The sequence below is a fragment of the Filomicrobium insigne genome, assembly GCF_900104305.1.
GTDB lineage: Bacteria > Pseudomonadota > Alphaproteobacteria > Rhizobiales > Hyphomicrobiaceae > Filomicrobium > Filomicrobium insigne.
The window spans coordinates 286,178-311,517 of sequence record NZ_FNJC01000003.1; the positions used below are offsets into that span (position 1 = coordinate 286,178).

The 25,340-nt window shown below is 56.4% G+C and carries 28 protein-coding genes and 1 pseudogene; 16 read left to right on the plus strand and 13 right to left on the minus strand.

Annotated features, from left to right (window positions below):
- The first annotated feature begins 216 nt into the window (after positions 1 to 216).
- The 10 genes from BLS30_RS11460 to BLS30_RS11500 all read left to right on the plus strand — a co-directional run bounded on the left by BLS30_RS11460 (position 217) and on the right by BLS30_RS11500 (position 10,018).
- Positions 217 to 1,059 (plus strand): adenylyl-sulfate reductase, encoded by an 843-nt coding sequence (locus BLS30_RS11460; protein WP_090228884.1) that lies wholly within the window; start codon positions 217 to 219, stop codon positions 1,057 to 1,059.
- A 46-nt stretch (positions 1,060 to 1,105) separates the two neighbouring features.
- Positions 1,106 to 1,585 (plus strand): adenylyl-sulfate reductase subunit beta, encoded by a 480-nt coding sequence (gene aprB, locus BLS30_RS11465; protein ID WP_046479077.1) that lies wholly within the window; start codon positions 1,106 to 1,108, stop codon positions 1,583 to 1,585.
- Entirely contained in the window at positions 1,585 to 3,450 is a 1,866-nt protein-coding gene (gene aprA / locus BLS30_RS11470; RefSeq protein ID WP_046479076.1) for an adenylyl-sulfate reductase subunit alpha, read from the plus strand. Before aprB ends, aprA begins: the two co-directional genes overlap by 1 nt.
- Before the next feature lie 64 nt (positions 3,451 to 3,514).
- Positions 3,515 to 3,922 (plus strand): hypothetical protein, encoded by a 408-nt coding sequence (locus BLS30_RS11475; protein ID WP_197540862.1) that lies wholly within the window; start codon positions 3,515 to 3,517, stop codon positions 3,920 to 3,922.
- Positions 3,923 to 3,938: 16 nt separating this feature from the next.
- Positions 3,939 to 4,451: an FKBP-type peptidyl-prolyl cis-trans isomerase gene (locus tag BLS30_RS11480; protein ID WP_046479075.1), complete on the plus strand. Its 513-nt coding sequence runs from the start codon at positions 3,939 to 3,941 to the stop codon at positions 4,449 to 4,451.
- A gap of 34 nt (positions 4,452 to 4,485) precedes the next feature.
- Positions 4,486 to 4,644, plus strand: a complete 159-nt coding sequence (locus BLS30_RS18145; RefSeq protein ID WP_170832461.1) for a hypothetical protein — start codon at positions 4,486 to 4,488, stop codon at positions 4,642 to 4,644.
- A 165-nt stretch (positions 4,645 to 4,809) separates the two neighbouring features.
- Positions 4,810 to 5,568, plus strand: a complete 759-nt coding sequence (locus BLS30_RS11485) for a metallophosphoesterase family protein (RefSeq protein WP_090228887.1) — start codon at positions 4,810 to 4,812, stop codon at positions 5,566 to 5,568.
- A gap of 430 nt (positions 5,569 to 5,998) precedes the next feature.
- A complete protein-coding gene (locus tag BLS30_RS11490) occupies positions 5,999 to 6,616 on the plus strand; it encodes a phosphoadenosine phosphosulfate reductase domain-containing protein (protein ID WP_046479074.1) in 618 nt (205 codons plus the stop codon).
- A 654-nt stretch (positions 6,617 to 7,270) separates the two neighbouring features.
- On the plus strand, positions 7,271 to 7,822 hold the full coding sequence (locus tag BLS30_RS11495) for a hypothetical protein (protein ID WP_139165339.1): 552 nt from the start codon (positions 7,271 to 7,273) through the stop codon (positions 7,820 to 7,822).
- 654 nt (positions 7,823 to 8,476) lie between these two features.
- On the plus strand, positions 8,477 to 10,018 hold the full coding sequence (locus tag BLS30_RS11500) for a lipase family protein (RefSeq protein ID WP_090228889.1): 1,542 nt from the start codon (positions 8,477 to 8,479) through the stop codon (positions 10,016 to 10,018).
- 108 nt (positions 10,019 to 10,126) lie between these two features.
- Here BLS30_RS11500 and BLS30_RS11505 read toward each other — a convergent pair whose 3' ends face one another.
- The 9 genes from BLS30_RS11505 to BLS30_RS11545 all read right to left on the minus strand — a co-directional run bounded on the left by BLS30_RS11505 (position 10,127) and on the right by BLS30_RS11545 (position 17,173).
- Positions 10,127 to 10,957: an alpha/beta fold hydrolase gene (locus BLS30_RS11505; protein ID WP_090228892.1), complete on the minus strand. Its 831-nt coding sequence runs from the start codon at positions 10,955 to 10,957 to the stop codon at positions 10,127 to 10,129.
- Between the two features lie 502 nt (positions 10,958 to 11,459).
- Entirely contained in the window at positions 11,460 to 12,242 is a 783-nt protein-coding gene (gene fabI, locus BLS30_RS11515; protein WP_090228897.1) for an enoyl-ACP reductase FabI, read from the minus strand.
- On the minus strand, positions 12,239 to 13,456 hold the full coding sequence (locus BLS30_RS11520; RefSeq protein ID WP_090228899.1) for an acetate/propionate family kinase: 1,218 nt from the start codon (positions 13,454 to 13,456) through the stop codon (positions 12,239 to 12,241). Before BLS30_RS11520 ends, fabI begins: the two co-directional genes overlap by 4 nt.
- 3 nt (positions 13,457 to 13,459) lie before the next feature.
- Complete coding sequence (locus BLS30_RS11525) at positions 13,460 to 14,422, minus strand: bifunctional enoyl-CoA hydratase/phosphate acetyltransferase (RefSeq protein ID WP_046479068.1); 963 nt, start codon at positions 14,420 to 14,422, stop codon at positions 13,460 to 13,462.
- Between the two features lie 418 nt (positions 14,423 to 14,840).
- Entirely contained in the window at positions 14,841 to 15,458 is a 618-nt protein-coding gene (locus tag BLS30_RS11530) for a YeeE/YedE thiosulfate transporter family protein (RefSeq protein ID WP_046479067.1), read from the minus strand.
- A 24-nt stretch (positions 15,459 to 15,482) separates the two neighbouring features.
- Complete coding sequence (locus BLS30_RS11535) at positions 15,483 to 15,998, minus strand: YeeE/YedE thiosulfate transporter family protein (RefSeq protein WP_090228902.1); 516 nt, start codon at positions 15,996 to 15,998, stop codon at positions 15,483 to 15,485.
- A 42-nt stretch (positions 15,999 to 16,040) separates the two neighbouring features.
- Complete coding sequence (locus BLS30_RS18150) at positions 16,041 to 16,190, minus strand: hypothetical protein (protein WP_170832462.1); 150 nt, start codon at positions 16,188 to 16,190, stop codon at positions 16,041 to 16,043.
- Positions 16,190 to 16,402, minus strand: coding sequence for a YgaP family membrane protein (locus BLS30_RS11540; protein ID WP_090229420.1), 213 nt, complete (start codon positions 16,400 to 16,402; stop codon positions 16,190 to 16,192). The genes BLS30_RS18150 and BLS30_RS11540 overlap by 1 nt, the downstream gene beginning before the upstream one ends.
- 102 nt (positions 16,403 to 16,504) lie before the next feature.
- Positions 16,505 to 17,173 carry a Crp/Fnr family transcriptional regulator gene (locus BLS30_RS11545; RefSeq protein ID WP_090228906.1) on the minus strand — a complete coding sequence of 223 codons (669 nt, stop codon included), beginning with the start codon at positions 17,171 to 17,173 and terminating at the stop codon, positions 16,505 to 16,507.
- A 229-nt stretch (positions 17,174 to 17,402) separates the two neighbouring features.
- On the opposite strand from BLS30_RS11545, the pseudogene BLS30_RS18505 reads away from it, so the two are divergent.
- The 4 genes and pseudogenes from BLS30_RS18505 to BLS30_RS11560 all read left to right on the plus strand — a co-directional run.
- Positions 17,403 to 17,687 (plus strand): annotated as a pseudogene (locus BLS30_RS18505) (AraC family ligand binding domain-containing protein); the annotation flags it as partial.
- Positions 17,688 to 18,098: a helix-turn-helix domain-containing protein gene (locus BLS30_RS18315; RefSeq protein ID WP_160298709.1), complete on the plus strand. Its 411-nt coding sequence runs from the start codon at positions 17,688 to 17,690 to the stop codon at positions 18,096 to 18,098. It abuts the pseudogene before it with no gap.
- An 84-nt stretch (positions 18,099 to 18,182) separates the two neighbouring features.
- Positions 18,183 to 18,830, plus strand: a complete 648-nt coding sequence (locus tag BLS30_RS11555) for a cysteine hydrolase family protein (RefSeq protein WP_046479062.1) — start codon at positions 18,183 to 18,185, stop codon at positions 18,828 to 18,830.
- Between the two features lie 115 nt (positions 18,831 to 18,945).
- A complete protein-coding gene (locus BLS30_RS11560) occupies positions 18,946 to 19,752 on the plus strand; it encodes a TonB-dependent receptor (RefSeq protein WP_046479061.1) in 807 nt (268 codons plus the stop codon).
- Positions 19,753 to 19,824: 72 nt separating this feature from the next.
- Here the strand turns inward: BLS30_RS11560 and BLS30_RS11565 are convergent, their stop codons facing one another.
- A complete protein-coding gene (locus BLS30_RS11565) occupies positions 19,825 to 20,706 on the minus strand; it encodes a serine hydrolase domain-containing protein (protein ID WP_090228911.1) in 882 nt (293 codons plus the stop codon).
- A gap of 192 nt (positions 20,707 to 20,898) precedes the next feature.
- Here BLS30_RS11565 and blaOXA point away from each other — a divergent pair, with 192 nt between their 5' ends.
- Positions 20,899 to 21,681, plus strand: a complete 783-nt coding sequence (blaOXA, locus tag BLS30_RS11570; RefSeq protein WP_425284165.1) for a class D beta-lactamase — start codon at positions 20,899 to 20,901, stop codon at positions 21,679 to 21,681.
- 11 nt (positions 21,682 to 21,692) lie between these two features.
- Here blaOXA and BLS30_RS11575 read toward each other — a convergent pair whose 3' ends face one another.
- The 3 genes from BLS30_RS11575 to BLS30_RS11585 form a co-directional block, all read right to left on the minus strand.
- Positions 21,693 to 22,277 carry a Spy/CpxP family protein refolding chaperone gene (locus tag BLS30_RS11575; protein WP_090228918.1) on the minus strand — a complete coding sequence of 195 codons (585 nt, stop codon included), beginning with the start codon at positions 22,275 to 22,277 and terminating at the stop codon, positions 21,693 to 21,695.
- A 96-nt stretch (positions 22,278 to 22,373) separates the two neighbouring features.
- The gene (locus tag BLS30_RS11580) at positions 22,374 to 22,922 is read right to left on the minus strand and encodes a GNAT family N-acetyltransferase (RefSeq protein WP_090229423.1); all 549 of its coding nucleotides are present in this window, start codon (positions 22,920 to 22,922) and stop codon (positions 22,374 to 22,376) included.
- 63 nt (positions 22,923 to 22,985) lie between these two features.
- Entirely contained in the window at positions 22,986 to 24,197 is a 1,212-nt protein-coding gene (locus BLS30_RS11585; protein WP_090229425.1) for an acyl-CoA dehydrogenase, read from the minus strand.
- A 180-nt stretch (positions 24,198 to 24,377) separates the two neighbouring features.
- Between BLS30_RS11585 and BLS30_RS11590 the strand changes: the two genes are divergently transcribed.
- The gene (locus tag BLS30_RS11590; protein WP_090229429.1) at positions 24,378 to 25,340 is read left to right on the plus strand and encodes a TAXI family TRAP transporter solute-binding subunit; all 963 of its coding nucleotides are present in this window, start codon (positions 24,378 to 24,380) and stop codon (positions 25,338 to 25,340) included.

Genomic DNA, 25,340 nt, shown 5'->3' on the forward strand with positions numbered 1-25,340 from the left:
CAACTTGGGCTGGGACTGCGCCGCAGATCGCGGAAGCGAAATGAAAAAAATTCGAACAGAATGCAGGCTTTGACAATCGACGTGCACAACTGCCGTCAAACGTAGAATTTTTATTTATTCCAATGATTGACTAACGCGGCCACAGAGAGCTATCGTTGCACTATAGTTCATAAAAAAATCAAGTGGCGGCAACAAGTTTCGGGGGAACGTCGGGCTATGTTCACCACCAATCCCTTCGCTGATCTTTCTACTTCCATATCGCCTAGCATCATACAGACTTACGTCGTCCTGATGGCGCTTCTCGTCGTGGCGGGTACGCTCTTCGACATCATTCACAAAAAAAGCGCCAAGTACTTTTTCGACAATTTGCGAGCGAGCCGAACTAAAGCGCGGAAACAGCTCGACGGCGGAGACATGCTGTCGATCGCCGCCAAAACTGCAGTTGTCGACGTCCTGACCTCTGGCGAGTTCTGCAATTCGAAACGCAGGATTGCACATCTGCTGACGATGTATGGATTTATCATCTATGTCATCACCACCGCGATCATGGTGTTCGCGTACCCCACCAATGCTACTCCGACGCCGGCTATCCTGCCCGTACTTTGGTCGCTTGGTGCGCTCATGGTTTGCATCGGCGGCTACTGGTTTTGGTTCTTTATTCGCGCTGACGTCTCCGCTGAGGGGCAGTCGCCTTTCCGCCTGATGAAAGCGGATTTGTTCGTCGTATCGCTGGTTGCCAGCACGACCTTCGCTCTGTTGTGGGCATTCATGCAGGCGTCCGGGAACGCGGTTTGGACCACGGTATTCCTGGTTCTCTACATCATCGCTTCCACTGTGCTGTTCGGGTCGGTGCCCTGGTCGAAGCTGGCACACATGTTCTTCAAGCCCGCCGCGGCTTTCGAGAAGCGCATGTCGAAAGCCAATGGTACAGCCCAGAACTTGCCGACAATAACCCGTGACGACCCCAAGCAACAGCAACGGCACTCCATGGAGCTGTTGCGAGATGCTCCGATGAACATGGGACTTGGCATCAAGCGCGAAGCGCCCAGGCACTATTAGGCCCCAGCACCATTAAAAAGAACAATCAGAGCTAAGGAGTCGACTTATGCCAACCTTCGTCTACATGACAAGGTGTGATGGGTGCGGACACTGCGTCGACATCTGCCCGTCCGACATCATGCACATCGATCCGACCTACCGTCGCGCCTATAACATCGAGCCAAATATGTGCTGGGAGTGCTACTCCTGCGTCAAGGCTTGCCCGCAGAATGCGATCGACGTGCGTGGGTACGCCGACTTCGCCCCATTGGGACACAGTGTTCGAGTCCAGCGCGACGAAGAGCGCGGCACCATCGCTTGGAAAATTAAATACCGCAACGGCACTGAGAAGGAATTTCTGTCGCCGATCACTACCAAGCCCTGGGGAAAGCATATTCCGAAACTCGCGGACGTTCCCGCGCCCAGTAGGGACATGCGCGATAGCGAGCTCCTGTACAACGAGCCGAAGTGGATTCGCATGGATGACGACGGTTTGCGCACCCTCAAGGACGCCGGTCTCGTCTTGAAGAAAGGCGTGTACTACTGATGGCTTACAAAACAATCGTCGAAGACAACATTGACATTCTCGTCGCCGGTGCAGGTCTTGGTGGCAGCGGCGCGGCCTGGGAGGCCAGGTTCTGGGGGCAGGATAAGAAGATCGTTATCGCCGAGAAGGCCAATATCGATCGCTCTGGCGCAGTTGCCCAAGGCCTGTACGCCATCAACTGCTACATGGGTACACGGTGGGGCGAGAATAATCCGGAAGACCACGTCCGTTACGCGCGCATCGACCTGATGGGATTGGTGCGTGAGGATCTGCTGTTCGATATGGCCCGTCACGTCGATTCGACGGTGCATCAGTTCGAGGAGTGGGGCCTGCCCATTATGAAGAACCCGAAGACCGGTCGCTATCTGCGGGAAGGTCGATGGCAGATCATGATTCATGGCGAGTCCTACAAGCCCATCGTTGCCGAGGCCGCCAAGAAATCCGCGGACAAGGTCTTCAACCGCATCTGCCTCACCCATCTGCTGATGGATGAGAGCAAACCAAACCGCGTTGCCGGCGCCGTCGGCTTCAACGTCCGCACCGGCAACTACCACGTATTCAAGTCCAAGACCGTGATCTGCGGCGCAGGTGGTGCGTCCAATATCTTCAAGCCGCGTTCGGTCGGCGAAGGTTCGGGTCGTACTTGGTACGCGCCGTGGTCGTCCGCATCCGCCTATGGCCTCATGATCGAAGCCGGCGCAAAGATGACACAGATGGAGAACCGTATCGTCCTGGCGCGCTTCAAGGACGGCTATGGTCCAGTCGGTGCCTACTTCCTGCATCTGAAGACCTATACTCAGAACGGCTTGGGCGAGGAGTATGAATCCAAGTGGTTCCCCGAGCTGCAAGAAAGGGTGGGTAAGGAATATCTGGATCCGGAAGCTTCGCACTTGACCCACAGGCCGATCCCGACCTGCCTGCGCAACCATGCTCTGATCAGTGAAGTGAATGCGGGCCGCGGCCCCATCCACATGGTGACGATGCAGGCATTCCAAGATCCCCATCTCGAAGAGGTTGGCTGGGAAAACTTTCTTGGCATGACCATCGGCCAGGCCGTGTTGTGGGCCTCCACCGACGTCGACCCCAAGAACGAGAACCCCGAACTAACTACATCCGAGCCCTACGTTATGGGGTCGCATGCGACATGCTCGGGCGCTTGGTGCTCGGGTCCCGAGGACGTTTCGCCGCCCGAGTATTTCTGGGGCTACAACCGTATGACGACGGTCGAAGGCCTGTTCGGCGCCGGCGACGCGGTCGGCGGCACGCCACATGCGTTCTCGTCTGGCTCGTTTACTGAGGGCCGGCTCGCGGCAAAGGCCGCCTGCAAGTATATCGACGACGGCAAGGCCGAGGGCATTGTCGTGTCGGACGCGCAAATCGAACGCCGCAAAAAAGAGATCTACAAACCGCTCGAGCACTATAAGATATTCCGCAATGCGGTCGTGGCAGGAGATGTCAATCCCCACTACATCAATCCCAAGCAGGGCCTAGAACGCTTGCAGAAGCTCATGGACGAGTACTGTGGCGGCGTAACCGTCAGCTACATGACCAACGAGAAGCTCCTGAATATCGCTCTTAAAAAGCTCAAGGTTATGGAAGAAGATCTCGAGAGCGTGGCTGCAAAGGATATTCACGAGTTGCTGCGAGCTTGGGAGTTGAAACATCGGCACCGCGCAGCAGAATGCGTCACGCAGCATACCTTGTTCCGCAAGGAGACCCGCTGGCCGGGCTACTACTACCGCGGTGACGCCATGAAGCTGGACGATGAGAACTGGCACGTGCTGACAGTTTCCCGCCGCGATCCGCAAACTGGGGAATACACCATGGAGAAAGCGCCCTGCTATCACCTAGTCGAGGACAAGTAACAATGACCTTTGGACGGCGTAACTGTGTTTAACGTCCAATTTGGTCACTAAGGATTAGGCGAGCATGTCGATGTTGATGTCTTCTGATGGTCCGGTCATTGCGCGCGCCGGAGATGCGCGCGCAAATATCATCGATAAAACTGACGAGGAAATAAAGGCCATAGCCGATCCGCTGTGGCTCGAACTCATCACGAATTCCAACGAAGGAAAATATGGAGAGTTCGTCAAGAATTTCTCCAGTTCGATGGCGCGTGCGATGAACCAAGTCACGGCTGGCCATCAGTTCGCCAATAGCGAACTTGCCAGAAACCTTACCACCGACAGTGACTATCTCGGTATTATCCGCCGCGGCGAGCACGTGACCGTTCTCTACCGGCAGCGTAGCTCGAAAAAGGAGGGTGAATGGCTTGGTCGACTCGTCCTCGGCTATGAGGACGGAAAGATCAAAATTTTCGGCGCCTCCCTATTCTGAGAAGTCTGGCTTCGACATGAACGACACAATCCGCGATGGCAAGTTTGTAGAGCTCACCTATAAGGTGTCCGACAAGAGAACTCGTCAGGTTCTCACCATGGTTGAATTCCCGTTGGCCTATATTCACGGGCAAAACGAAATTTTGTCCCCTTCTGTTCATGCCCAACTGGAGGGCAGATCCGAAGGCGAAATCATCGAGGTGCCGCTCGACGGCGGTCTTATTTTTGGCGCGCGCGATGAGAGTTTAGTATTTACGGATCTCGTTGAGAACGTTCCGGAAGAGTATCGAGAAGTCGGCACCTCGATCCTGATGGAGAACGACAAGGGCGAGACCCGCAGTTTTATCGTGACGAAGGTCGACGATGAGACGGTGACCGTCGATGGCAACAATCCTCTTTGCGGCAGGGAGATCGTTTTTACGCTCGAGATTCTTGCAGTGCGTGAGCCGACCGAAGAAGAAGCAAAAGCAGGTGGACCGATCAACGCGCCTCTGGAGGGCATTGATCCGTCACTTATGCGACCTGTCTGAGCAACATTTCGGTATCCAATTCAAAAGGTGCCCTATGAGCGACCCAAAACCCATCACTAAAGTTCCCGACGGCCACTCGCGCTATCTGACAACGCGCCAAAAGCAGCCCAATGAAAAAGGGTTTGTTGGCTATGAGACCGTGTGGGAACCCTTCCAGAAGGAAGCCGAATACAAGACTCCGAAGCGGCCGTAGGCGCCGTACCGCAGCGTAGCTGAGAATGCGTGCAGCGTGATCACCGCGCTGCACGCATTGCTGCTGACACAAACATATCATGAGTATTGGGTGTAGCTGGATGTGGCGATGGCGACCGTTGGGACGCGTTGAGCGCGCGCGCAATCGACAGGCAAGACCACTACCATGATCATCGCGCAAATCTCCGATACCCATATTGCCCTGGATATACCTGATGCGGATCGGCGGGCGACGGATCTTGCGCTCAGCATCGCCGACATCAACGCGCTCGATCCGCTTCCAGATGTAATCGTGCATACGGGCGATATCGTCCACAACGGCCGGCAGGACGAATACGCTCAGGCAGCGGCCATTCTGGCTAACGCACGTGCGCCTGTGTATGTACTGGCTGGAAACAAAGATAACAGGACAGCGCTACGCGAAACGTTCGCGGCGGATGGCTATCTGGCGCCGAACCTCGACTTCATCCAGTACGCGATCGAAAGATATCCGGTACGACTGCTTGCTCTTGATACCTCGAGTGTTGGCAACAAGGGCGACTTCTGTCCCGAGCGGCTCAGACATCTGGCCGGCTTAGTTGCAGCAGAGGCGACAAAGCCCATCGTCGTGTTCGCCCACCACCCGCCTTTCGTGGTGTCAGAAGGGCCTGAGCCTGTTCACTTTGAAAGTTTGGAAGTCATGTCTGAACTCAGCACGTTGCTGCGTCGATCAGGTCGGATCGTTGCGGTCTGTAGTGGCCATGTTCACCGCTCAGTTTCTAGTGAGCTCGAGGGCATCCCCGCAATAGTGGCACCGAGCATCGCGACGGCTCTGCGATATGGCAGCTACCCGCCTCATATGCAGCAGAAGCCCGTGTATTATGTCCATCGTTTTGATCCGGTCCGGGGCTTCAGCACGGAAACAAGAGTCGCGGGCGACGCGTGACAGGCGAGTAAGAATTCTTCGGCAGCAGTGTCCTTGGCTACCCCATGAATGGAGGCTCCCCACCCACAATCCGTACAACGCAGGCTCCGCAGAGCGAAGAAGAAACCGTCAGTGCGCGCCACCAAACGGCACCTAACTGTTCTGCAGAGGAGAAGGTCAGAATGGTGCGCAACGGCATGCGCGGTGGAGGGAGTTTCATCGAGTTCCGCGGAAACACATGATGCATCCGCGTTGAGACGTCGAGCCGCGACATCGGCTTTTCAGCGTTTTTCGATAACCTGCGAAAATGCGACCGTTATCGCAATGCACAAGTACTACAAGCCTAGAACATCTTGACGATGGACGAAAATCGCGCGTACAGTGAAGAAAAAGCAATACTAACCCCCAGAAAACGCCTCCGATGACGTGAGCAAACCTGAGGGAGATTGCTATGACACAAGTTGATGACATCCTCGGAACAACTGCGGAGATGGATACATCCTCTTTCCTCCGATATTTGATCAGGGAAAGATTTCCGCAAAAAACTGTGGTGACTTGCTCGCTCAGAGCTCGCAGTGTCGTTGTGCTGAAGCTGATCTCGGAGATCGACCCGGCCACGCCCATCGTATTTTGCCACATGCCGAACCTCTTTCCCGAAAGCCGGGAATATTTCGCCAAGCTTGTCAGTGAACTTGGCTTGCGCGACATCCGCGAACCTGCCGAGGACCATGGGGTGTTGCCCGGTGACTGCGATCACAGTGAAGGGCTGTGGGCGGAGGACCCGGATGCTCATACCAGGGCCTACATGATTGCCCACCTGAACGAGGCGCTTGCGGGTTTCGACTGCTGGATTCGTGCGGCATACCATTGCCCGTATCCTGACACGCCAGGCCCGCGTGTAGTGCAGGAAGGCCGGCTGATCCGGATTGATCCGCTGGCGTCCTGGAGCCAAAGTCAGGTGCAGGGCTTCATGCAGGAGCATGGTTTGTCCTATCATCCCCTGGCAATGTCGGGTCGCTCGCAGCCGCCAAAGGACGAAGCCGAAGTTGTGACAACTTTTGCCTTCTGAACACGCAGCGATCGCGGCAGTCAATCGAGCTGCAATCGACAGGACTTCTGTAGCGGGGCAAGTGAGCCCCGCACCTCAGAATACATCGCACGCGTTGCTGTCCACCGGACAGAGTGAGTAATACCGATGACGGCACCCCCGACCACCGCGCTTCTAGCGCGTAGCGACTTCGCTTTCACGCGAGAGAGGTCGTGCAACATCCTGCCGGTGCACGCGGCTAGCGGGCTGATGATGCGCCAGATGTCCAGGTGGTTCAGTCAGCATTGGGGACTATGCAGCGTCTCTTCTTGATCTCAAAATAAGCTGGCCATTCTGGATTTCGCAGCAGGGTTGCGCAATATCAGTCCCATCTAGCAACCGCTTTGAGTATTTTCGAAACTGGTCTGTCACTCGCGCGGCTGACGGACGGTACTTGATTACACCGACCGCGACGCTGCGTGGGCGGATGCTCGTGCCATCTGGTACTCCCCGCCCGATGCTGCCGCGCGCGCAGCGTTCTCCGCTGTCACTGATTGGTCCTTTTGCTCCATACAAATTGCGGATGGAGACGATAGACGTTCGGTCTCCACTAGCGTGATCGATGAAGAAAGCTTTGCTGCAACCTCGCCCTTGCGTATGAGGGTCAGAAAATTGGCAACCGATAAAGGGGGGAAAATGAATCCGATACACTTCGCCTACGACAACCGTATCATATGGCGCACCATCATCATCAGTGCGCTGCTGGTGGCAGGAGCCGTAAGCGTCGTCCTTATTGAGAAGGACCCCTCGTTTCCACAATGGCTGTATTACGTGGTGGTCCTGGCAATCCCGATCTACGCTTTCAAATTGATCCGCGCGGTTCTGAAAATCGTGCAGCCGGCGCCAGCGATCACAATAAGTGACAGTGGCATACGCGATGCATCCTGGGGGCGTACGACGGTCCCATGGCAAGCAATTCTGAGGATCAAGGAAACGAGAGTTTCCAGAAAGTTGGGTGGGGTTATTTTCTTCCTGGATGCTGAGAAGATGGATTGGATGCCCGGCCCCATTCAGTTGAAGCTGGCCAATTGGATCAGAGGCGTTAGAGCGGGGCAACCTGGAGAGCAGATTGTTCTTATGCTGACGCCTTCCGCCGCGCTTCAAGTGAGCTTCGATGAACTCATCAATGCCATAAAACGCCAAGCTTCAATTGCTGGAGTCCCGTTCGAAGGCGAATCAACGATCTGAGAAAGGGGTTCATCTTCTCATCGGTAGTCATCACCTTCGATCGTAGGTCACCCCCCTAAAGTGGTCATTTGGTCCTTATATTGGCCAGCCTCCAAGGTGTGAAAGAAACGTCACGAACGCCGTCCGTCAGGGCTCAACGCACATGGCCGTAGAGTAGATTTCCCCTACGGCCATGTCGCGCCATGGATTGGTGAGCTTACTTGCCGCCGTAGTTGGTGCCGAGATAGCCGTGCACGGTGATGGGGTCTGCTTGCGCAGCAGAGACGCCGGCCGCCAGTGCGAGCGCGACGACAAGCGAAGTGAGGATACGTCTCATGATCATCTCCTTTTTATCTGACGTGTGGCGGTTCCCGCCTACACGTTCTTAACTTCGCTATAGAAGCTGGAAGGGTTACACACCTCGCGACCCTGTGATGATCATGTCATGTGAGCCCCCCGCACAGAGAGGGCCGGTTACTCGCATGCGGGGCTTGTCTGAGAGGTCGACAATTTTGTTCGCTGCGTGACGATAGAACCTCCTACCGCCCAAAGCCGGATTTTGACGAAGCGGGCCGTTGGCGTCTGCCCTTTGGCGCGCTATCGAAGACAAGCGGCATTTGCGAGGGGTGCTAGAGCACGTGCCGGTAAGTTTTAAGTACGGGGGAGAAAAAGCGTATGGCAACCATCGTCACCGTCCACGGCACGTTCGCCAGTGGGCCGCTGGAGGGCACAAAGTGGTGGCAGCGCGGCAGCAGGTTCACAACCCAATTGCAGAACAGCGTCGAGGGGGACGACGGTACGCTCAAAATCGAGCCCTGCGTGTGGGACGGTCTCAATAGTGAGACGTCGCGGCGCGCGGCAGGCAAGCAACTTATGGAAAAGCTGACGGCGCTGGAAACAGCGGGAGAGCCATTCGTCGTTGTCGGTCACAGCCACGGAGGTTCTGTAATCAGCGCGGCGCTCCTGCATAGTGCAAAACAACGCGAGCCGCTCAGCGGCATGCAGCGATGGATCACCGTTGGCACCCCCTTTATCAAAACGGAACGCCAGCGCTTCCTGTTCTCGCGGCTCGGGATCTTCGGCAAAGCCATTTATCTCACACTGCTGACGTTCCTGATCCTCGGCATTCTCTCTGTCTTTGTCGGGGCCGACGACCGAGAGCCGATGCTGTGGGCGCTGGCCGCATTGACGTTTGGCGGCCCAATCACCGTGTTCTATGCCATCCTCCGCTACATGGAATCTCGTCGCTCATTGCGGTTCAACCGCGGCTTGCTGGGGTTCGCGGCAGATCACTACGCCAATCGCTGGCTTTCACTTTGGCACGCTAAGGATGAAGCAGTCCAAAGCTTGAAAGCCATCAAGAGCCTCGACATCGAGATCTTCTCCCGTGAGTTCGCCGCATCAAGTCTAAACCTGCTGGCGATTGCGATCATACCGCTTCTCTGTCTTCTGACATTGACCTCCGAGCCGATGATGGATGCCATTGCGTCTCATGTATTTGCGCGGATCGATGGGGCAGCGGTGGACGAGCTGTATCCATCTGGCGGAAGCAACATCTTTGAGAACGCTGCTGTTCTGTTCATTGGCCTTCTCGTTTTGCCGACAAGCCTCATCCTTCCTCCCGAAGCCTTTCGGGATATGTCGATGGGCGGAGAACTCGGATTGCTTGCTGCAGGTATCGCCGTGTTGCTCGTTGGCGCAGTCTTTTTGACCTGGGCGTTCAATGGCCTCGCGCGCGTGGTCAGTCACGGGCTCAGTCATGTCCTTAACCCGATGACACTGTCGCAATTAAAGGCTTTGGCCTACGGAAGTGACGCTCGTGAAGATCTCGCAATCGATGCCTCAGAATGGCCTGTATGGCTGACAAAAGGATTCCCGCCGCTGCCACCCGAGATCGCAGATGGGATCGAGCGAGAGAGCGATCACGCGATTGGACGTGCGATCCCTAAATTCAGGAATATCGTTGAGAGTTTGGCTGCGGCGGAAACACCGGAGGCCACATCCGATGTTCTTGCCGATTACCTGACCTGGCAGGAACTGATCCACACGTCCTATTTCGATGAGGATCGGTTTGCCAAGCTGCTGGCTTATACGATCGGTCAGTGCGAAGGCTTCCGCCTAACCGCAAGTTTCGAGCAGGATGCTGACTACCCAGAAATAGCAAAGTCATACGCTGCGATCGTAACCGCTGCTTATGCCACCACGGTCAAGGGGTAGAGAAAGGGCAATGCGGGATATGACGGCGGAATAGAGGCGCACCGCCTGATAAAGCAGTCAGATCCAAGAGGGCTCGGCTCGCACGGCAGAGCCGCGGGGCAACTGCCGCTACGTGCGAACGAAGGCCAGAAGGTCCGGGTTGATCACTTCCGGGTGCGTTGTGCACATCCCGTGAGGGAAGCCTGGGTAGGTTTTAAGGGTTCCGTTTTTCAAGAGCTTGACTGAGAGCGGCGCTGAATCCGCGTAAGGCACGATTTGATCGTCGTCTCCGTGCATGACGAACGTCGGAACCTCGATCTGCTGGAGATCCTCTGTAAAATCCGTTTCGGAAAAGGCCTTGATGCAGTCGTAATGGGCTTTCGCGCCACCCATCATGCCTTGGCGCCACCAGTTCTCGATGACCCCTTGGCTCACTTTGGCACCCGGGCGGTTGAAGCCGTAAAACGGTCCTGAAGGGACATCGAGGAAGAATTGCGCGCGGTTGGCGACAAGAGCGTCACGAAACCCATCGAACACCTCGATGGGCAGGCCGCCCGGATTATTTGCCGTCTTCAACATAATTGGAGGTACTGCGCCAATCAGCACGGCTTTCGCAACGCGACCTTGTTTGGATCGGGCCACATAACGCGCGACTTCGCCCCCCCCCGTCGAGTGCCCGATGTGCACCGCGTTCTTGAGGTCGAGAGCATCTGCCAGCTCGATGACATCTGCCGCGTAGGTATCCATCTCATTTCCCGTCCACGTCTGCGTCGAGCGTCCATGTCCCCTGCGATCATGTGCAATAACGCGATAGCCGTTAGCGAGAAAGAACATCATCTGCGCGTCCCAGTCGTCCGCGCTGAGCGGCCAGCCGTGATGAAAGACGATGGGTTGGGCATCGCGCGGACCCCAGTCCTTGAAATAAATTCTGGTTCCGTCGGTGGTCGTGATCGTGTCCATGGTGACCTCACACTGTTTGGAACTAACAACTGAAATGTATGCTTAGAGGTGTGCTCATCCCCCGGTGGCGTCGATGCCGTGGCTGAATGCTAGGGAACACGTTCTCCTTAATCGACCCAGGCAAGGTCATCGGAAAATCCCGCCAGGACGACTGTGTCAGCGCAAATGGGAATGCGGATTGTGGAGGAAGGTGTGAACAGCGCTGGGCGCATTGTCTGACAGCCACAAATGCCGAAAGTTCGTAAGGGGCCGCTGTTTAAAGACGTGCGCTGAACGGCAACTGAGGCAGGCATGATACCGAGCTGTTCCGCGATCAACATGATCGTACGCCTTGGCGAGCCTAAACGATGGAAGATAGTTTTACGCACTATCGGCGCTTGTCAATTCAATCAAAAGGCGTGGTTAAAAAAGTGGACGTCGTGCGTCCGCAACGTATCCGTTACGAGAAGTACCAAGGTACGTCCTTCAATATTGGATATGCTGATCGTCCGTCACCGGAGCATCAATCCATGATGTGATAGCCACCGTCGACATAAAGCGTATCGCCTGTAATGAGCTTGGCACCGTCCATTGCCAGGAAAGCTACGGCGACACCGACGTCGTCAATGGAAACGAGACTGCGACTTGGTGCTTTCATCTGCGCTTTGTGGAGCAGCTTGTCGAAATCGCTGATCCCAGAGGCAGCCCGTGTCTTCAATGGACCGGGAGAAATCGCGTGTACTCTGATACCTTTAGGCCCGAGTTCCGCCGCCACGTAACGCGTAGCGGACTCCAGCGCAGCCTTCACGGGCCCCATGATGTTGTAATTTTCGACCACCATGTGAGAGCCGTAGTAGGTCATCGTGAAGAGGCTGCCGCCGTCTTTCATCAAGGGTTCTGCCAGTTTCGCCATCCGGATGAACGACCAGCACGATAGCTCCATTGCCAGAAGAAAACCCTCCTTCGAGCAGTCAACGACGCGGCCCTGTAGGTCGGCTTTAGGAGCAAACGCAATCGAGTGCAGCATGATGTCGAGTTTGCCCCACTTTTTCTCGATGGCGTCAAAGACGGCTTCCAGCTCGCCTTCGTTGTGCACATTGAGGGGCATGAAAATGGAGGCCTCCATCTCCTCGGCAAGCGGCGTCACATATTGCTTCGTCTTGTCGTTGAGATAGGTGACGGCAAGGTCAGCACCGAACGCGCGAAAAGCTTTGGCGCAGCCCCATGCAATTGAATGCTCGTTGGCGATACCCGTGACGAGAGCTTTCTTCTCCTTGAGCAGCGCCAATGAAGAAAGATCAATCATGCAAGTTTCTCCTCACGAAGAGGGATCGACTGGGCCCGCAAAGCGTTCAGCGTGTGCCGAGCAATCATCAGGCCCTCGTTGGTCGGGATCACAAAGCAGGCAGCAGGAGAATTCTTTGTGGTGATGCGGGATGCACCAGCGGCGTTCGCCTCCGCGTCAAGGTCAAAGCCCAACCACGCAAGTCTCTGTAGGACTGCAGCGCGAATGGGCGCTGCGTTTTCGCCAATTCCGGCTGTAAACACGAAGCCATCGATGCCACCCATGGCCGCGGCCAACATGCCTGTGAGAGTGGCGATCCGGTAAACGAAATATTCAAGCGCGAACTTAGCGCGCGGCTCCGAACTTGCGAGCAGATCGCGGACATCATTGCTGATCCCGGACAATCCCTTGAGACCACAATCCTTGTAAAGGAAGCGTTCAATCTCGTCCGCGCTCATGCCCTTCTGCTGCATGAGGTAGATGACAACACCAGCATCGAGCTGCCCCGGCCTTGTTCCCATTGGAAGGCCATCGAGTGCGGTAAAGCCCATCGTGCTGTCGATGCTCTTGCGATCAACCATGGCGCACATCGAAGCGCCGCTGCCCAGGTGCGCAACGATGACACGCCCACTGGTGATTTCTGGTGCGATATCTGGAAGTTGGCCCGCGATATATTCGTACGATAAGCCATGAAAGCCGTAGCGGCGCACGCCTTCCGTATGAAGCTCATCAGGTATGGCGTAGTAATCGGCAACCGCAGGATGCCCTCGATGAAAGGACGTGTCGAAACAGGCAACTTGCAAGAGATGCGGATGCTTCTCGTGGATCACCTTTATTGGTGCAAGATTGTTGGGCTGATGAAGAGGCGCAAGCGGAATAAAGGGCTCTAGCTTTTTAATCACTTCGCCGGACACGATTGTTGGGGCAGTAAACTCAGATCCCCCGTGCACAACACGGTGACCGATGGCTATCGGCAACTCGCCATTCCCATGGGCTCTCAGGAAGGACACAGCTTCCCCGAACGCCGTCGGCACGTCTGGGATCTCTTGAGCACTCCATCTCTGATCGACAAGCGTCTCCCCCTCGCTCCCTCTGGCGAACAGACGGGGATGAGTTCCGATCCCCTCGAGTTGACCTCTCATGCGCCGCTCGAGCTGGTCATACGGGCCAACGGCAAAGACTTGGAACTTGACGCTGGAACTGCCGGCATTGACCACAAGTATCGTTTCGCTCATCGCTTAGGCTCGGATTGGCTCATGTGCACGCCGACTATGTGCAAGAAGCATGGCCACGGCACAGGAGGCCATACGCGTCCGCAGGTTGTCGGCTCGGGAGGTCAGGATAATCGGAACGCGGGCGCCCAGCACGATGCCGGCAGCGTCTGCATTTGAGAGGAAGGTGAGGTTCTTGGCGAGCATGTTCCCGGCCTCAAGATCGGGCACAACGAGGATTTGAGCCTGTCCCGCAACGGCGGATTTGATCCCCTTAATCCGTGCGGCTTCAAGGCTGATGGCGTTATCAAAGGCAAGCGGGCCGTCCAGTTCGCCCCCTGTGATCTGGCCGCGGTCCGCCATCTTGCACAAGGCGGCCGCATCGATCGTAGACGGCAGGCTTGGGTTCACGGTTTCGACTGCGGAGAGAATGGCCACTTTGGGTGAGCCCATGCCGAGCGCGACAAACAGGTCGATAGCATTTTGTATGATATCCCGTTTTGCCATCAGGTCCGGCGTTATGTTGACCGCCGCGTCGGTGATAAACAGGGTCTGCGCATGTGTCGGAACGTCCATGACGAACACATGGCTTATCCGCCGTCCAGTTCGCAGTCCTTTCTCTCTGTTGGTAACTGCAGCGAGAAGTTCGTCCGAATGCAGGCTCCCCTTCATCAGGAGTTCTGCCTTCCCCTCACGAACCAGCTCCACCGCTCTTTCCGCAGCGGCATGGCTATGCGGAGTATCGATGAGCTCCACGCCACTGATATCAAGACCGCACGATTGCGCCACCGCACGGATCTTCTGTTCGGGGCCAACCAAAAGTGGGACAATCATGCCGGCTTCTGCGGCGTCAATAGCTCCCCGAAGTGACGTCTCATCGCACGGATGCGCCACAGCAGTGGTAAGGGGAACGAGAGCCTGTGTCGCCGCGATCAGGTGCTCATATTTCTCATGTTTACGGATGGGTGAGACGACAGCCTTTCTAGGCATCGCAGCATCCTTTCATATCCCAGACAACGTCACAGCCCCGAATTGGATCGCTACCACTCAAGAAAAAGGGCAGCGTCACCACGCGTCCTCCGGGAAATATATGATCTCCGTGTGAAGCTTTTAGTGAAGCGGCCGGAGGTCTTTTTCTGAGAGAATTCATAGGTGATCCGCGGCAGCCATCGTTGGACGATCTATGCGTTCTGCCGAGTTTCGCAGGTGCCAATGATCTACGTTCATTGTTGTGGAATTGGATTGCTTTGACCTGCGTCAAAGTCCGACGGCGAGACCTTTCCGCGGGGATGGCTTCACAAAGTTTTGCGGGCCTATCTATCAAAGCGTTGAGGCGGCGTTCAGGCTAACGCCACCTCTAAGAGCCTTTGCCGGGTATCCCTCGGTCGGAGGGACTGCGAATCTATTCTTAGATCTTACGCAGGTGAGCAGCGGTCTTATCTCGTTGGACTGTCCCGCCCATAAGCCCGTCGTAGTCAGTGCCTGTTTCGACAGTCCAGGACTGCCAACGCTCGACTGCCCAAAGCACTCCGGCAAGAATTACAGCGAGCCCGATTGCGGTCGCCCAAAAGGGCAAGCCAAGGAGCTGATCAAAGCCGATTTTCTCACCCTTCTCGTTGAAGAAGGCCTTGATGGGGACGTCGAAATATCCGTACGTGATGGCCCCGGCAATACCACCCACGAGCGTGAAGATTGCATCGCGGTAGCCGGCACCGATCTGGGCCAGCGTCGTACCTGGACAAGCTCCGGCAAGCGCAATGCCGATGCCAAGGATCAGCCCACCGATCATGTCGGCCTTATACAATAAGGGTTTGAGGCTGAGCTTCACTCCGAACATGCCGTTCATGACTGCAAGGACAATGAGCCCTGTAATCACGGCAGACAGGAACACTTTGAGCATCAGAAAATTCTTGAGCTGCATTTGACCGACAATGACGCCGGGCTCAAAGACGCGGCTCTTTTCCAAAACGAAGCCGAACACAATGCCGGTGGCCAATCCGATAAGAATGGCATTCAACACGGACATGTCATCTCTCCTTTGTGAATTCGCTCACGCACGGCGGAACAGGGCGGCGGTCAGAATGCCACCGGCGAACATCGCGGCGACGGCGAGCGTCGATCCGACGGAAAGTTGCGCCATCCCCGAAATGCCGTGACCTGACGTGCAGCCGCCAGCAATGCGGGCGCCGAACAGCATGATGAAACCTGCGAGGAAGGCGACCGGTGCACGAGCACTCAACGTCGATGTTCCGATTGTGCGTGCCCACACCGGTGAGATGGTTTGCCGACGGGCGCCGGAAAGGCGCATCGATAGAAATGCGCCGACGGCAATTCCGCCGACAACGGCAACCTGCCACCAGTTCTTTGCGCCCCACAAATGCTTAGCCAGATAACTGACATCGGAGACTTGGCTGTCGAACAGTGAGGCGATGTGAGCGCCGACCGTTACAAAGGACGATGACGCGCCAAGCGCCGTCGACATGAGCAGGAAGGTCGGGATTTGTAGAAGGCCGATGATCACGCCAGCAACGTAGGGAGACCACGCCTTATCAGTGAGGTTAAGCATTTAACCCCTCCATGTCGTTTGTTTGTGACTCTTCTTCTGGACTTACAAAGCGACCTTTAGGGCAACGCCGACGGTCAACGCGCCCCAGATCATCATGTTGAAGAAGCTACGTAGCACCTGGCGATGATCACTCTCAGCCGGCACACCGAACGCGTCGCAGATCAAGTCACCCGGCAAGAAGAATAAGCGCATCACGTCTTACCTCCTTCCTTCGATGCCCGCGGCTGGCAGGTGTTGATACCGAGCAGGGTATAAGGCGGGCACCAGCCTATGATGGCTGATGCAAGCGGTAAAAGACCGACCCATCCCCATGGTGTTTGCGGCCCGACGAACACAAGGCTGATTAGAACGACGCCCACAAGAGCGCGTATGGCCCGGTCGATGCCACCCACATTACATTTCATGGTCGCCTCCATTTTTCTTTGATGGAGGTCAAGCTAGTTGGAGCGTAAGCGGAAGTATGTGACTAAGTCACAAAGCCGGAGTGAGGGAATTGGCAGGTCTGACTAGTGCTCAGATGCGAGCCGTTCGAGTGCAGGGCGATTGTTGATTTTGATGTGCCCTCGCGTCACCGCAAGCCAGCCTCGACGCTGAAACTCGGCAAATATCCGGCTAACGACCTCGCGCGCCGTTCCAAGCTCCGAGGCGATCTGCTGCTGCGTACTCGTGACATCGTCCGCGCCGTGGGACAATTCCAGAATCTTATGAGCGAGACGAATGTCCATGCGCGAAAATGCGATCTCTTCGATGATCCGGAAGAGGTTTGTCACGCGCGTACTAAAGGCTGTGAAAACGAAGCGTCGAAACTCGTGCGAACGGGCGATAAGCTCTTCAAATGTGGTGCGCGGAATGGCAACGGCATGAATATCCGTTTCCGCGATCGCCTCGGCTGGATAGTCTTCATACCCCATGAGGCAGGCAGTTGTGAGCGCGCAGCTCTCGCCCGCAGAGACACGATAAAGTACGATTTCCCGGCCGGTTTCCGAGATCTGCTGGACGCGCACGCTACCATCCAGCAAAAGCAGGTAACTCTTAGGAGCCTGACCCGGCCCATAGATGCGACTGCCGGACGGGAGTGAGACCACGGCGCTGTTACGCATCAGGATATCGACCACATCTGGCGGCAGACGCTTAAGCCCCGCGAACTGATCAATCCATTCAGCTTCCTGAGACATCGAAGGCTCCGTGGGTTTCACCTGATGCGGTGAGGGGCAATACGCATACGCTTCCCTACGGGCTAAAAGGGCGCGAGCCAAGTCTTATCCCGATCCTCATTGCGCTGGGCGAATGGAAGTATCTCATTCAGGAAGTGCGGAAGGAAAGAGGTGTTCGAGCCAATTGCGCACGCCCTTCGGGACGCCTTAGTATTAGTCTCGCAAGGGATCTATGAGCTTCGCGGGACATATGGCACCCCGATGGAAATATTCGCGTTGGCAACCGGACACTTCGGTGGAGATCGGTTGTCTGCAGGCGACCGCCGCCCGTTCGCTTGTCCCTCACTTTCATAACGAAGTGCAGCTTGTCTCCGTGAGGCGGGGATGGCGCAGGTTTTCAACACCGGCAGAGGTGTTCCACGTTTGCGAAGGCGAGATCCTAATGCTGCCCGCGGGAATGCCACACGCATCTTCGGCAAGTGCAAGATCATCCGTCATAAACGTTTATTTGCCCGCGGACCATGCGGCGGTATGCGTGCGCGCACGACCTCAACTGATCCGCAGTCCCAATGCCCGCAAACCGGAAGACATTCTGGATGCAATCGGTTCATTGAAAATTCGCGACACACCCAATGAGCACGATGAAACATGGATGGCTATGCGCGACCTCGTTGCCGGCACAGACGCAAGGATCGCGGATCTCGCTAGCCAGCTAGAATATTCGACAGACGGTTTCATTCGCGCATTCAGAAGTAACGTCGGCATAACCCCCGCCGCCTATCGGCTGGCGCACCGGCTGACGGTAGCGAGAAAGTGCTTGAGATCTGGAGAGGCTCCCGTCGACGCGGCATATGATGCGGCGTTTGCCGATCAAAGCCATTTGGGCCGCTCATTTGTAAGGGCGTATGGAACGACACCCGCTGCTTATAGATCCGCGTTCCTCTGAACCGGCGTAGTCGATTTCATTCCAGACGATCGAAGCCAAACAGTGCCACTCCCAGAGCCGTTTCCAGCTCTGGAGTGCCGACCCATGTCCGATCCTTACACAACGCCTGAGCCTGCCGCTTCTGCGCTCATCACGATCGACCTTCAAAACGATTTTACACTTGAGGGTGCGCCGGCAATGATCGCAGGCACCGCTGCCATCGTGCCCGCCGTACGCAAATCGCTTGAAGCGTTTCGCAAAGCCGGACGGCCAATCATCCACGTCGTTCGCTTGTACAAAGCCGACGGCTCGAATGTGGACCTGTGTCGCCGACACTTGATCCAACGCGGAGCGGTAATCGCGCGACCGGCCACGGAAGGCGCAGAGCTGGTCGACGCATTAAAACCGGACGATGCTATACAACTTGATGCCGATACGCTCCTCGCGGGACGCCTCCAAAGCATCGGCCCGAACGAATGGATTCTCTATAAGCCGCGATGGAGCGCGTTCCATGACACGATGCTCAAAGCGGTTCTGGATGATCTCGACGTGACGACACTTGCGTTCGCGGGATGCAATTTTCCCAACTGTCCGCGCGCAAGCATTTACGACGCGAGCAATCGTGATTACCGGCTCTGCGTCATAGCCGACGCGATGTCCGAACTTTACGAAAGAGGCTTAGCCGAGCTGCAAGGCATCGGCGTCCACATTCTGACATCAGACGACGTCGAGACATGGTTGCGCTCAAGCTAGACGTCGCGTGGGGGTGCAATATTACACAAATCAAACAGGCAGTTAGCCCATCTGACCGGTGGCATCATGCGCAGCGCAAGCCGGGCTCTGAAATCCGTTGTCACGGATTTGCTACATGGCGAAATTCGACCCGACCTATAACTTCATCGTGTACTACTCCGGCGACATCAACAATCCGACATCGCCATACAATCAGACGGTGATGACGTCGCAGCGCGGAGGTGTGAATGCCACGATGGAAACGTCGTTGGATGCACTGATGCCGGGTGCGTTGCTTTTCTGGGGTGGTGATCTCATTCGCGAGAGCGCTGGGCAAGAACTTGTCGATGGCCGCGAGGTGCAGACGCCGTATGAGCTTGGCATCCGTGGTGCCGATACGACATGGCGCAGCAGCCTGACCGGCTTCATCAGCACCAGCGAAAAGGGTGTAAGCTTCGATCCGGCGACCAACACGATCACCCAGCAGAAGGAAATGATCTACGGTGTCGAGTTCGCGGGAGAGGTAGCCGTCACACAGAACCTGTCACTCGGAACAGTGTTTACGTGGCGCGAGGGTCGCTACGACGATGATGGGGATGGCGGCCTGGATAGCCATTTGCTCAACAACCGCATCGCAACGCCTTTCCGCGGCACGATCTACGGAGATTATCGCTTCGAGAACGATTGGATCCTTCACTTAGAAGGCGAATGGTGGACGGGACGCGAAGAGCCCATCAACATCGCGGGTGACATCTACCCGATCGAACCGGCCTTCCTCGTGAATGCCAGCCTTGCGATCCCCTACGAAGGTGGCCAGTTCTATCTCGGTGCAACGAACCTGCTGGATACTGATGACGAAAATCCGACGGCGACCTCCGTGCGCAACCTCACGGTCAACGGTTTGGGCCGTACCGTCACCGTAGGCTACCGCAAGACCTTCTGAGCAAATTGAGGCTTGCGAAGAAACCTCCGAAAGCCGCAGGAACATCGTCGCCAAGCCGATGTCACGCCGCGCTTATCGGCTAAGAGCCAGCCGCTCGGCTTCGTATTCTGCAATGCCTTCATCGTTGCCTTGCGCAAAGACGGCGACGATCGGCCGGTCGGGAAGATCCGCGAAGCAGTAGAGGGCAGACGTGCTACCTGGCCCGCCGCCGGTGTGACCATAGACCTGTCCGCCGCTGACCATAGTACCGATCATCAGCCCAAGGCCGTAACCGGTTTTACGCCAGGGACGACCGGGCACCTCGTCGCCGAGAGCATAAACTTGGCGCATCGCGCGAGCGGATTTGGCTGAGAGAAAGCCACGAGCGAACAGCCGCCGAAGGAAAGAGACGGCATCGGAGGGTGGCCCGATGAGAAGGCTATGATAAACCCATCCCGGATCGTAGCCTTTGGCATTGCCCCATTGCGTCAGGCCCAGATCATCCAACGTCGTTGCAATCCGCGTGTGCTGCAAGTCCATGGGCTCGAAGACAAGCTTGCGGAGAGACGCGTCGATGTGGGTACCTGTCGTCTCCTCAATCAACTGTCGGACAAAGAGATAGCCGACGTTTGAGTATGACCAGCCGTTACCGGGTTCAAACAACAACGTATCGGCATCCAGCCGAGCGAGCAGGTCCTCGACTGGCCAAACCGGATCTCCAGCAGCAACCGCTCCATGATAGGAAGGCCCGCCGTAAGTGTTCACCCCGGCGGTATGTTGGAGCAGGTGCCGGAGTGTATAACGGCGATCCTTGAACGGGGAATCCAAAGAAAGCCTTCCCTCATCGACAAGACGCAGCGCCGCAGCCGCAAGCACCGTCTTCGTGATGCTCCACCACGGAAACAGGGCCCGCGATTCACCGGTGATCGGACTGCCCTCGCGTGCGAGCGCGGAAAAGAGACGGGCGTTCGACATGAAAGAGAAGCTCCAATTTTCGGATCTGCAGCGAACCAACGGATGCCTAAAGCATTACGATGTCCATTCGGAGGACTCAGGCGGCATAATTGCGCCGCGAGCCGATGATTTGTTCCGAGCGAATTTCCAGCACTTCTCAATGAGGTTCTCATGATCCCGTCCGGAACACGCCAACTCGTGCGGCAACGGTTGCTGTCGACGTTGGCGTTCCTATGTCTTGCTTGCCTTGGAACACCCACTAGCGCGACAGAGCGCAACGTACGTGATGACCTCACCGCCATCTTTAAAGAGCACGGCACGACCGGCACGTTCGTTCTTTACGACGTGTCGGCCGATCGCATGACGCTCGTGAACGCCGAGCGAGCCCAAACGCGTTTCGTTCCCGCCTCCACCTTTAAGATCGCCAACAGTCTTATCGCGCTTGAGACAGGAGTGGTGAAAGACGAAAACGAGGTCATCCCGTACGGCGGCAAACCGCAACCGTTCAAGCAGTGGGAACGGGATATGCCGATACGCGAGGCCATCGTCGTATCGAATGTTCCTGTTTATCAGGAACTGGCGCGCCGGATCGGGCTTGAGCGCTATAACCAATGGCTCCGGAGGATCGGCTACGGTAACGGCGACCCAGGGTCTGAGGTCGATAGATTCTGGCTCGACGGGCCGCTCGAAATCGGTGCCGTCGAGCAGGTCCAGTTTCTTGCACGTCTGGTCCAGCGCGAACTCGATGCCTCGGAGCGCGCGCAAAAGGCTGTGCACGACATCCTTCGGCTGGAGAATGGAGACGGGCCGGCACTCTACGGCAAAACAGGCTGGCTGTTTTCACGGACGCCGCAACTTGGTTGGTGGGTCGGCTGGGTGGAGCGCGAAAATGGGATATTCACTTTCGCGCTCAACATGGACATCCTCGAAAAAGATGATGTGAAAAAACGCGTTCCCATTGGCAAGGCTTTGCTCGCCAAGTTGGGCGTCCTTTAGTGCGGGCCCTGTTACATGGCGCCGCAGGCTCTGCCGATAAGTTGATCTGCAACTTTTTTCTGGTCGTCGCTTAAAGACGCGTAAAGTTTCTCTGCCGCAGGCTTCACCTCTTTGAGGGACGAGAGCATTGTCTCCATGCCTTTGATGCGCGCGTCCATGCGGTTCAGCGCGTTGCCGGTCTGCATAGTTTCCATCATGGCTTGATGTACGCCTTGCATGTTGGCGACGCGTGCTCTCACGGCGTCGGCATAGGCCGCCCATGCATCCTTTTGAGGGTCGGTGATCCCGAGTTCAAATTTCAAGTAGGCAAGGCGCGCCTCGACCATCGCGCCCATTCGTGCGCCGCGCATCATCCCCATACCGTGCCCGCGCATCATGCCCTGACCCATCTGGCCTTTGCCCATTCCTTGTCCCATCATCCCGCCGCCCATCATGCCGTGCCCCATGCCACCGCCCATCATCCGCATCATGGGACAGTCCCCACCCATCATGCCCATCTCGGGAGCGTTTTCGGAATTGTCCTGCGCAAGTGCAGGCACCACAAGGAGTGCGCTCAAAGCGCAGATGCCGAGTGTTGAAGAAGCTAGTTTCCACATGGTGTTACATCCTCTGTGTTGCTGGATTTAATGAACAGTCCGGCAACCGAGGCGTCAGCCGCGTTGACATTGGTCAACTAATGGGACGAAGGCGGTTCAACTAATCGTGTCGCCATTTACGGGCGGGTGGCCCAAGACTAGGCGCATCGCACAACGTTTCGTCTCAGGAAGACCGTGCTCGACTTCCTTTCGCAATAGCGCGATGAGGCGGTCATCGAGTTGATCAACTCGAAGAGTTTGGAAGCCTAATGATTGATAGAAGGGCATGTTCCATGGGACGTTGCGGAAAGTCGTAAGCGTTATAGCAAACAGTTTTCTCGCCTTTGCACTGGCAATGACTTCTCGGATCAACGCCGTTCCGCACCCCCGTCTCTGATGGTGATGCCGCACGGCGAGCTGCCAGATATGGAACTCCTGTCCGTACACTTCCGCATTGAGGAACCCGAGAAGACGATTTTGTTCATCAGTAGCGACCCATGAGGTGCCACTCCGGAGGAAATGCAGATGCTCCTCGGGGGATTGCCCATTGTCATCGGCGATCCAGGCAAGACCGGGGATCACGCGAAAGGTCTCTCCCGATGAACGTTCAATGGCCGGGAGGGCCGCTATGTCTTCTTCTCTCGTTAGACGGATAATTGCAGACATGAACCGAGTGCTGATTAATTCCATCCCCTAGGAAGGCAGAACTTTGACGATGAGTATATGAGTTCACCCAAACGCCTGGATCCCGGTTTGAGCACGCCCAAGAATGAGCGCATGGATATCGTGCGTGCCTTCGTACGTGTTCACCGCTTCAAGGTTCAAGACGTGACGGATCACATGAAACTCATCCGCAATGCCATTACCGCCATGCATGTCTCGCGCCGTACGAGCGATATCAAGCGCTTTGCCGCAGTTGTTGCGCTTCAGAAGTGATACAGCTTCCGGCGCGAGGCGCCCCTGATCCTTGAGACGTGCGGCATGGAGGCAGGCCGTCAGCCCCAGCGTGATCTCCGTCTGCATGTCCGCCAACTTCTTTTGGATCAGCTGATTGGCCGCTAGAGGACGTCCAAATTGTTGCCGGTCGAGCGTATATTGCCGTGCAGCGTGCCAGCAGAATTCAGCAGCGCCCAAAGTGCCCCAGGCAATGCCAAAGCGGGCGTTGTTGAGGCAGCCAAACGGGCCCTTTAATCCGCGCACATTCGGAAGGATGTTGGCTTCGGGCACGAAGACGCCATCCATGACGATCTCGCCCGTCGCCGACGCGCGCAATGAAAACTTTCCCTCGATCTTGGGAGACGTCAGCCCGGCCATACCCCGCTCGAGGATGAAGCCCGCGATTGAGCCATCATCCGTCTTCGCCCATACGATGAAGATGTCCGCGAGTGGCGAATTGGTGATCCACATTTTCGCGCCGGAGAGTTCATACCCGCCGCTGACCGCCCGCGCCCGTGTGCGCATCCCGCCAGCATCCGAGCCATGGTCCGGCTCGGTCAGCCCGAAGCACCCAAGGATCTCACCTTTTGCTAGGCCCGGCAGATAAGCTTGGCGCTGCGCCTCAGAGCCGTAGGCATAAATCGGATACATGACGAGGCTGGACTGCACGCTCATGGCCGAACGGTAGCCGCTATCGACCCGCTCGATTTCCCGGGCGATGAGCCCATAACAGACAGAGTTAACGCCGGCGCCACCGTAGGTTTCGGGGATGGTGGGGCCGAGCAACCCCATTGCCCCCATCTCCGCCATGACGCTGCGGTCGAAATTCTCGTTCCGGTTGTCATCCAGAACCCGCGGCATAAGCTTGTCTTGTGCAAACGCCCGGGCACTATCCTGAACTGCCCGTTCTTCGTCCTCCAGGGCACCCTCGATCAACAGGGGATCAGCCCATTGGAACGGGGTTGTTTGTTCCTGATTGGACTTCTTGGTATCCGGCTCGAGCATCTTGAGATCCTTCTGGAGCACCGCACGTCACAATTGAAGGGCGTTTGGGCGCAAGGTTCAATTGCAATTTCCGCTCACGTCGGCAAACTGACGTCTGTTCGTCATCGGTTGCGGCCAGAGAAGCCACTTCAATCGGCGCGGACAAGCAAAACGATTACGAACGATGTTGGAGGAATACGTATGTGTTTTAGGGTGGGTCGCACAGCTACGTGCGCACTAACTGCAATACTGTTCGCAGCCTCAACCGCCGTCTCCGCGCGCGCGGAGACGTTTATTAACGTTCTTACCGGAGGCACAAGCGGCGTCTATTATCCTTTGGGCGTTGCACTATCCAAGATCTACGGCGAGAAGATTCCTGATGTACGCACCCAGGTTCAATCGACGAAAGCATCCGTCGAAAACCTGAACCTTCTGCAGAAGGGACGCGGAGAGATCGGATTTGCCCTGGGTGACTCCGTCAAGTTGGCCTGGGAAGGCAATGCTGAGGCCGGCTTTCCTCAAAAGCTTGATAAGCTGCGCGCCATTGCGGCGATCTACCCGAACTACATCCAGATCGTTGCTTCTAAAGATAGCGGCGTAAAATCGTTCCAGGACCTCAAGGGTAAAGGTCTTTCAGTCGGCGCGCCAAAATCCGGGACCGAACTCAATGCACGCGCAATCTTTGGCGCTCTGAACATGAGCTATGATGATCTCGGTAAGACGGAATACCTGCCATTTTCCGAGTCCGTTGAGCTGATTAAAAACCGCCAGCTCGATGCGACCTTGCAGTCGGCGGGCCTGGGCGTTGCCTCGATCCGCGATTTGGCTGCGTCCGTTCCTATTCAGATGGTGGCGGTCCCAGCAGAAGTTGCTGAAAAACTGGGAGCACCTTATGTTGCGGCGGAAATTCCGGCAGGCACCTATGATGGCCAGACGGAAGCCGTCCCCACCCTGGCAGTTCGCAATATTCTGGTGACCCATTCCGGCGTCAGCGACGAAATTGCCTACCAGATGACAAAGCAGCTCTTCGAAAATCTTCCCGACATGGTCGCAGCGCATAAGGCTGCGGCCGCAATCAAGCTCGACACTGCAACAAAGGGAGTTCCCGTGCCGTTACACCCTGGCGCGGAGCGCTACTATAAGGAAAAGGGTTTGCTGCCCTGA

Coding starts and splice junctions, on each gene's coding strand:
- fabI (WP_090228897.1), bottom strand. CDS start 12,242: ATGATTGATCTTTCTTCATTGGCGCTGCTCAAGGAGAAGAAAGCTCTC.
- BLS30_RS18150 (WP_170832462.1), bottom strand. CDS start 16,190: ATGCGCTTATTCTTCTTGCCGGGTGACTTGATCTGCGACGCGTTCGGT.
- BLS30_RS11555 (WP_046479062.1), top strand. CDS start 18,183: ATGTCCGATCCTTACACAACGCCTGAGCCTGCCGCTTCTGCGCTCATC.
- aprB (WP_046479077.1), top strand. CDS start 1,106: ATGCCAACCTTCGTCTACATGACAAGGTGTGATGGGTGCGGACACTGC.
- BLS30_RS11530 (WP_046479067.1), bottom strand. CDS start 15,458: ATGTCCGTGTTGAATGCCATTCTTATCGGATTGGCCACCGGCATTGTG.
- BLS30_RS18145 (WP_170832461.1), top strand. CDS start 4,486: ATGAGCGACCCAAAACCCATCACTAAAGTTCCCGACGGCCACTCGCGC.
- BLS30_RS11485 (WP_090228887.1), top strand. CDS start 4,810: ATGATCATCGCGCAAATCTCCGATACCCATATTGCCCTGGATATACCT.
- BLS30_RS11525 (WP_046479068.1), bottom strand. CDS start 14,422: ATGCCTAGAAAGGCTGTCGTCTCACCCATCCGTAAACATGAGAAATAT.
- aprA (WP_046479076.1), top strand. CDS start 1,585: ATGGCTTACAAAACAATCGTCGAAGACAACATTGACATTCTCGTCGCC.
- BLS30_RS11565 (WP_090228911.1), bottom strand. CDS start 20,706: ATGTCGAACGCCCGTCTCTTTTCCGCGCTCGCACGCGAGGGCAGTCCG.
- BLS30_RS11495 (WP_139165339.1), top strand. CDS start 7,271: ATGAATCCGATACACTTCGCCTACGACAACCGTATCATATGGCGCACC.
- BLS30_RS11460 (WP_090228884.1), top strand. CDS start 217: ATGTTCACCACCAATCCCTTCGCTGATCTTTCTACTTCCATATCGCCT.
- BLS30_RS11585 (WP_090229425.1), bottom strand. CDS start 24,197: ATGCTCGAGCCGGATACCAAGAAGTCCAATCAGGAACAAACAACCCCG.
- BLS30_RS11560 (WP_046479061.1), top strand. CDS start 18,946: ATGGCGAAATTCGACCCGACCTATAACTTCATCGTGTACTACTCCGGC.
- BLS30_RS11590 (WP_090229429.1), top strand. CDS start 24,378: ATGTGTTTTAGGGTGGGTCGCACAGCTACGTGCGCACTAACTGCAATA.
- BLS30_RS11500 (WP_090228889.1), top strand. CDS start 8,477: ATGGCAACCATCGTCACCGTCCACGGCACGTTCGCCAGTGGGCCGCTG.
- BLS30_RS11520 (WP_090228899.1), bottom strand. CDS start 13,456: ATGAGCGAAACGATACTTGTGGTCAATGCCGGCAGTTCCAGCGTCAAG.
- BLS30_RS11475 (WP_197540862.1), top strand. CDS start 3,515: ATGTCGATGTTGATGTCTTCTGATGGTCCGGTCATTGCGCGCGCCGGA.
- BLS30_RS11575 (WP_090228918.1), bottom strand. CDS start 22,277: ATGTGGAAACTAGCTTCTTCAACACTCGGCATCTGCGCTTTGAGCGCA.
- BLS30_RS11480 (WP_046479075.1), top strand. CDS start 3,939: ATGAACGACACAATCCGCGATGGCAAGTTTGTAGAGCTCACCTATAAG.
- BLS30_RS11535 (WP_090228902.1), bottom strand. CDS start 15,998: ATGCTTAACCTCACTGATAAGGCGTGGTCTCCCTACGTTGCTGGCGTG.
- BLS30_RS11545 (WP_090228906.1), bottom strand. CDS start 17,173: ATGTCTCAGGAAGCTGAATGGATTGATCAGTTCGCGGGGCTTAAGCGT.
- BLS30_RS11580 (WP_090229423.1), bottom strand. CDS start 22,922: ATGTCTGCAATTATCCGTCTAACGAGAGAAGAAGACATAGCGGCCCTC.
- BLS30_RS11540 (WP_090229420.1), bottom strand. CDS start 16,402: ATGAAATGTAATGTGGGTGGCATCGACCGGGCCATACGCGCTCTTGTG.
- BLS30_RS11490 (WP_046479074.1), top strand. CDS start 5,999: ATGACACAAGTTGATGACATCCTCGGAACAACTGCGGAGATGGATACA.
- BLS30_RS11505 (WP_090228892.1), bottom strand. CDS start 10,957: ATGGACACGATCACGACCACCGACGGAACCAGAATTTATTTCAAGGAC.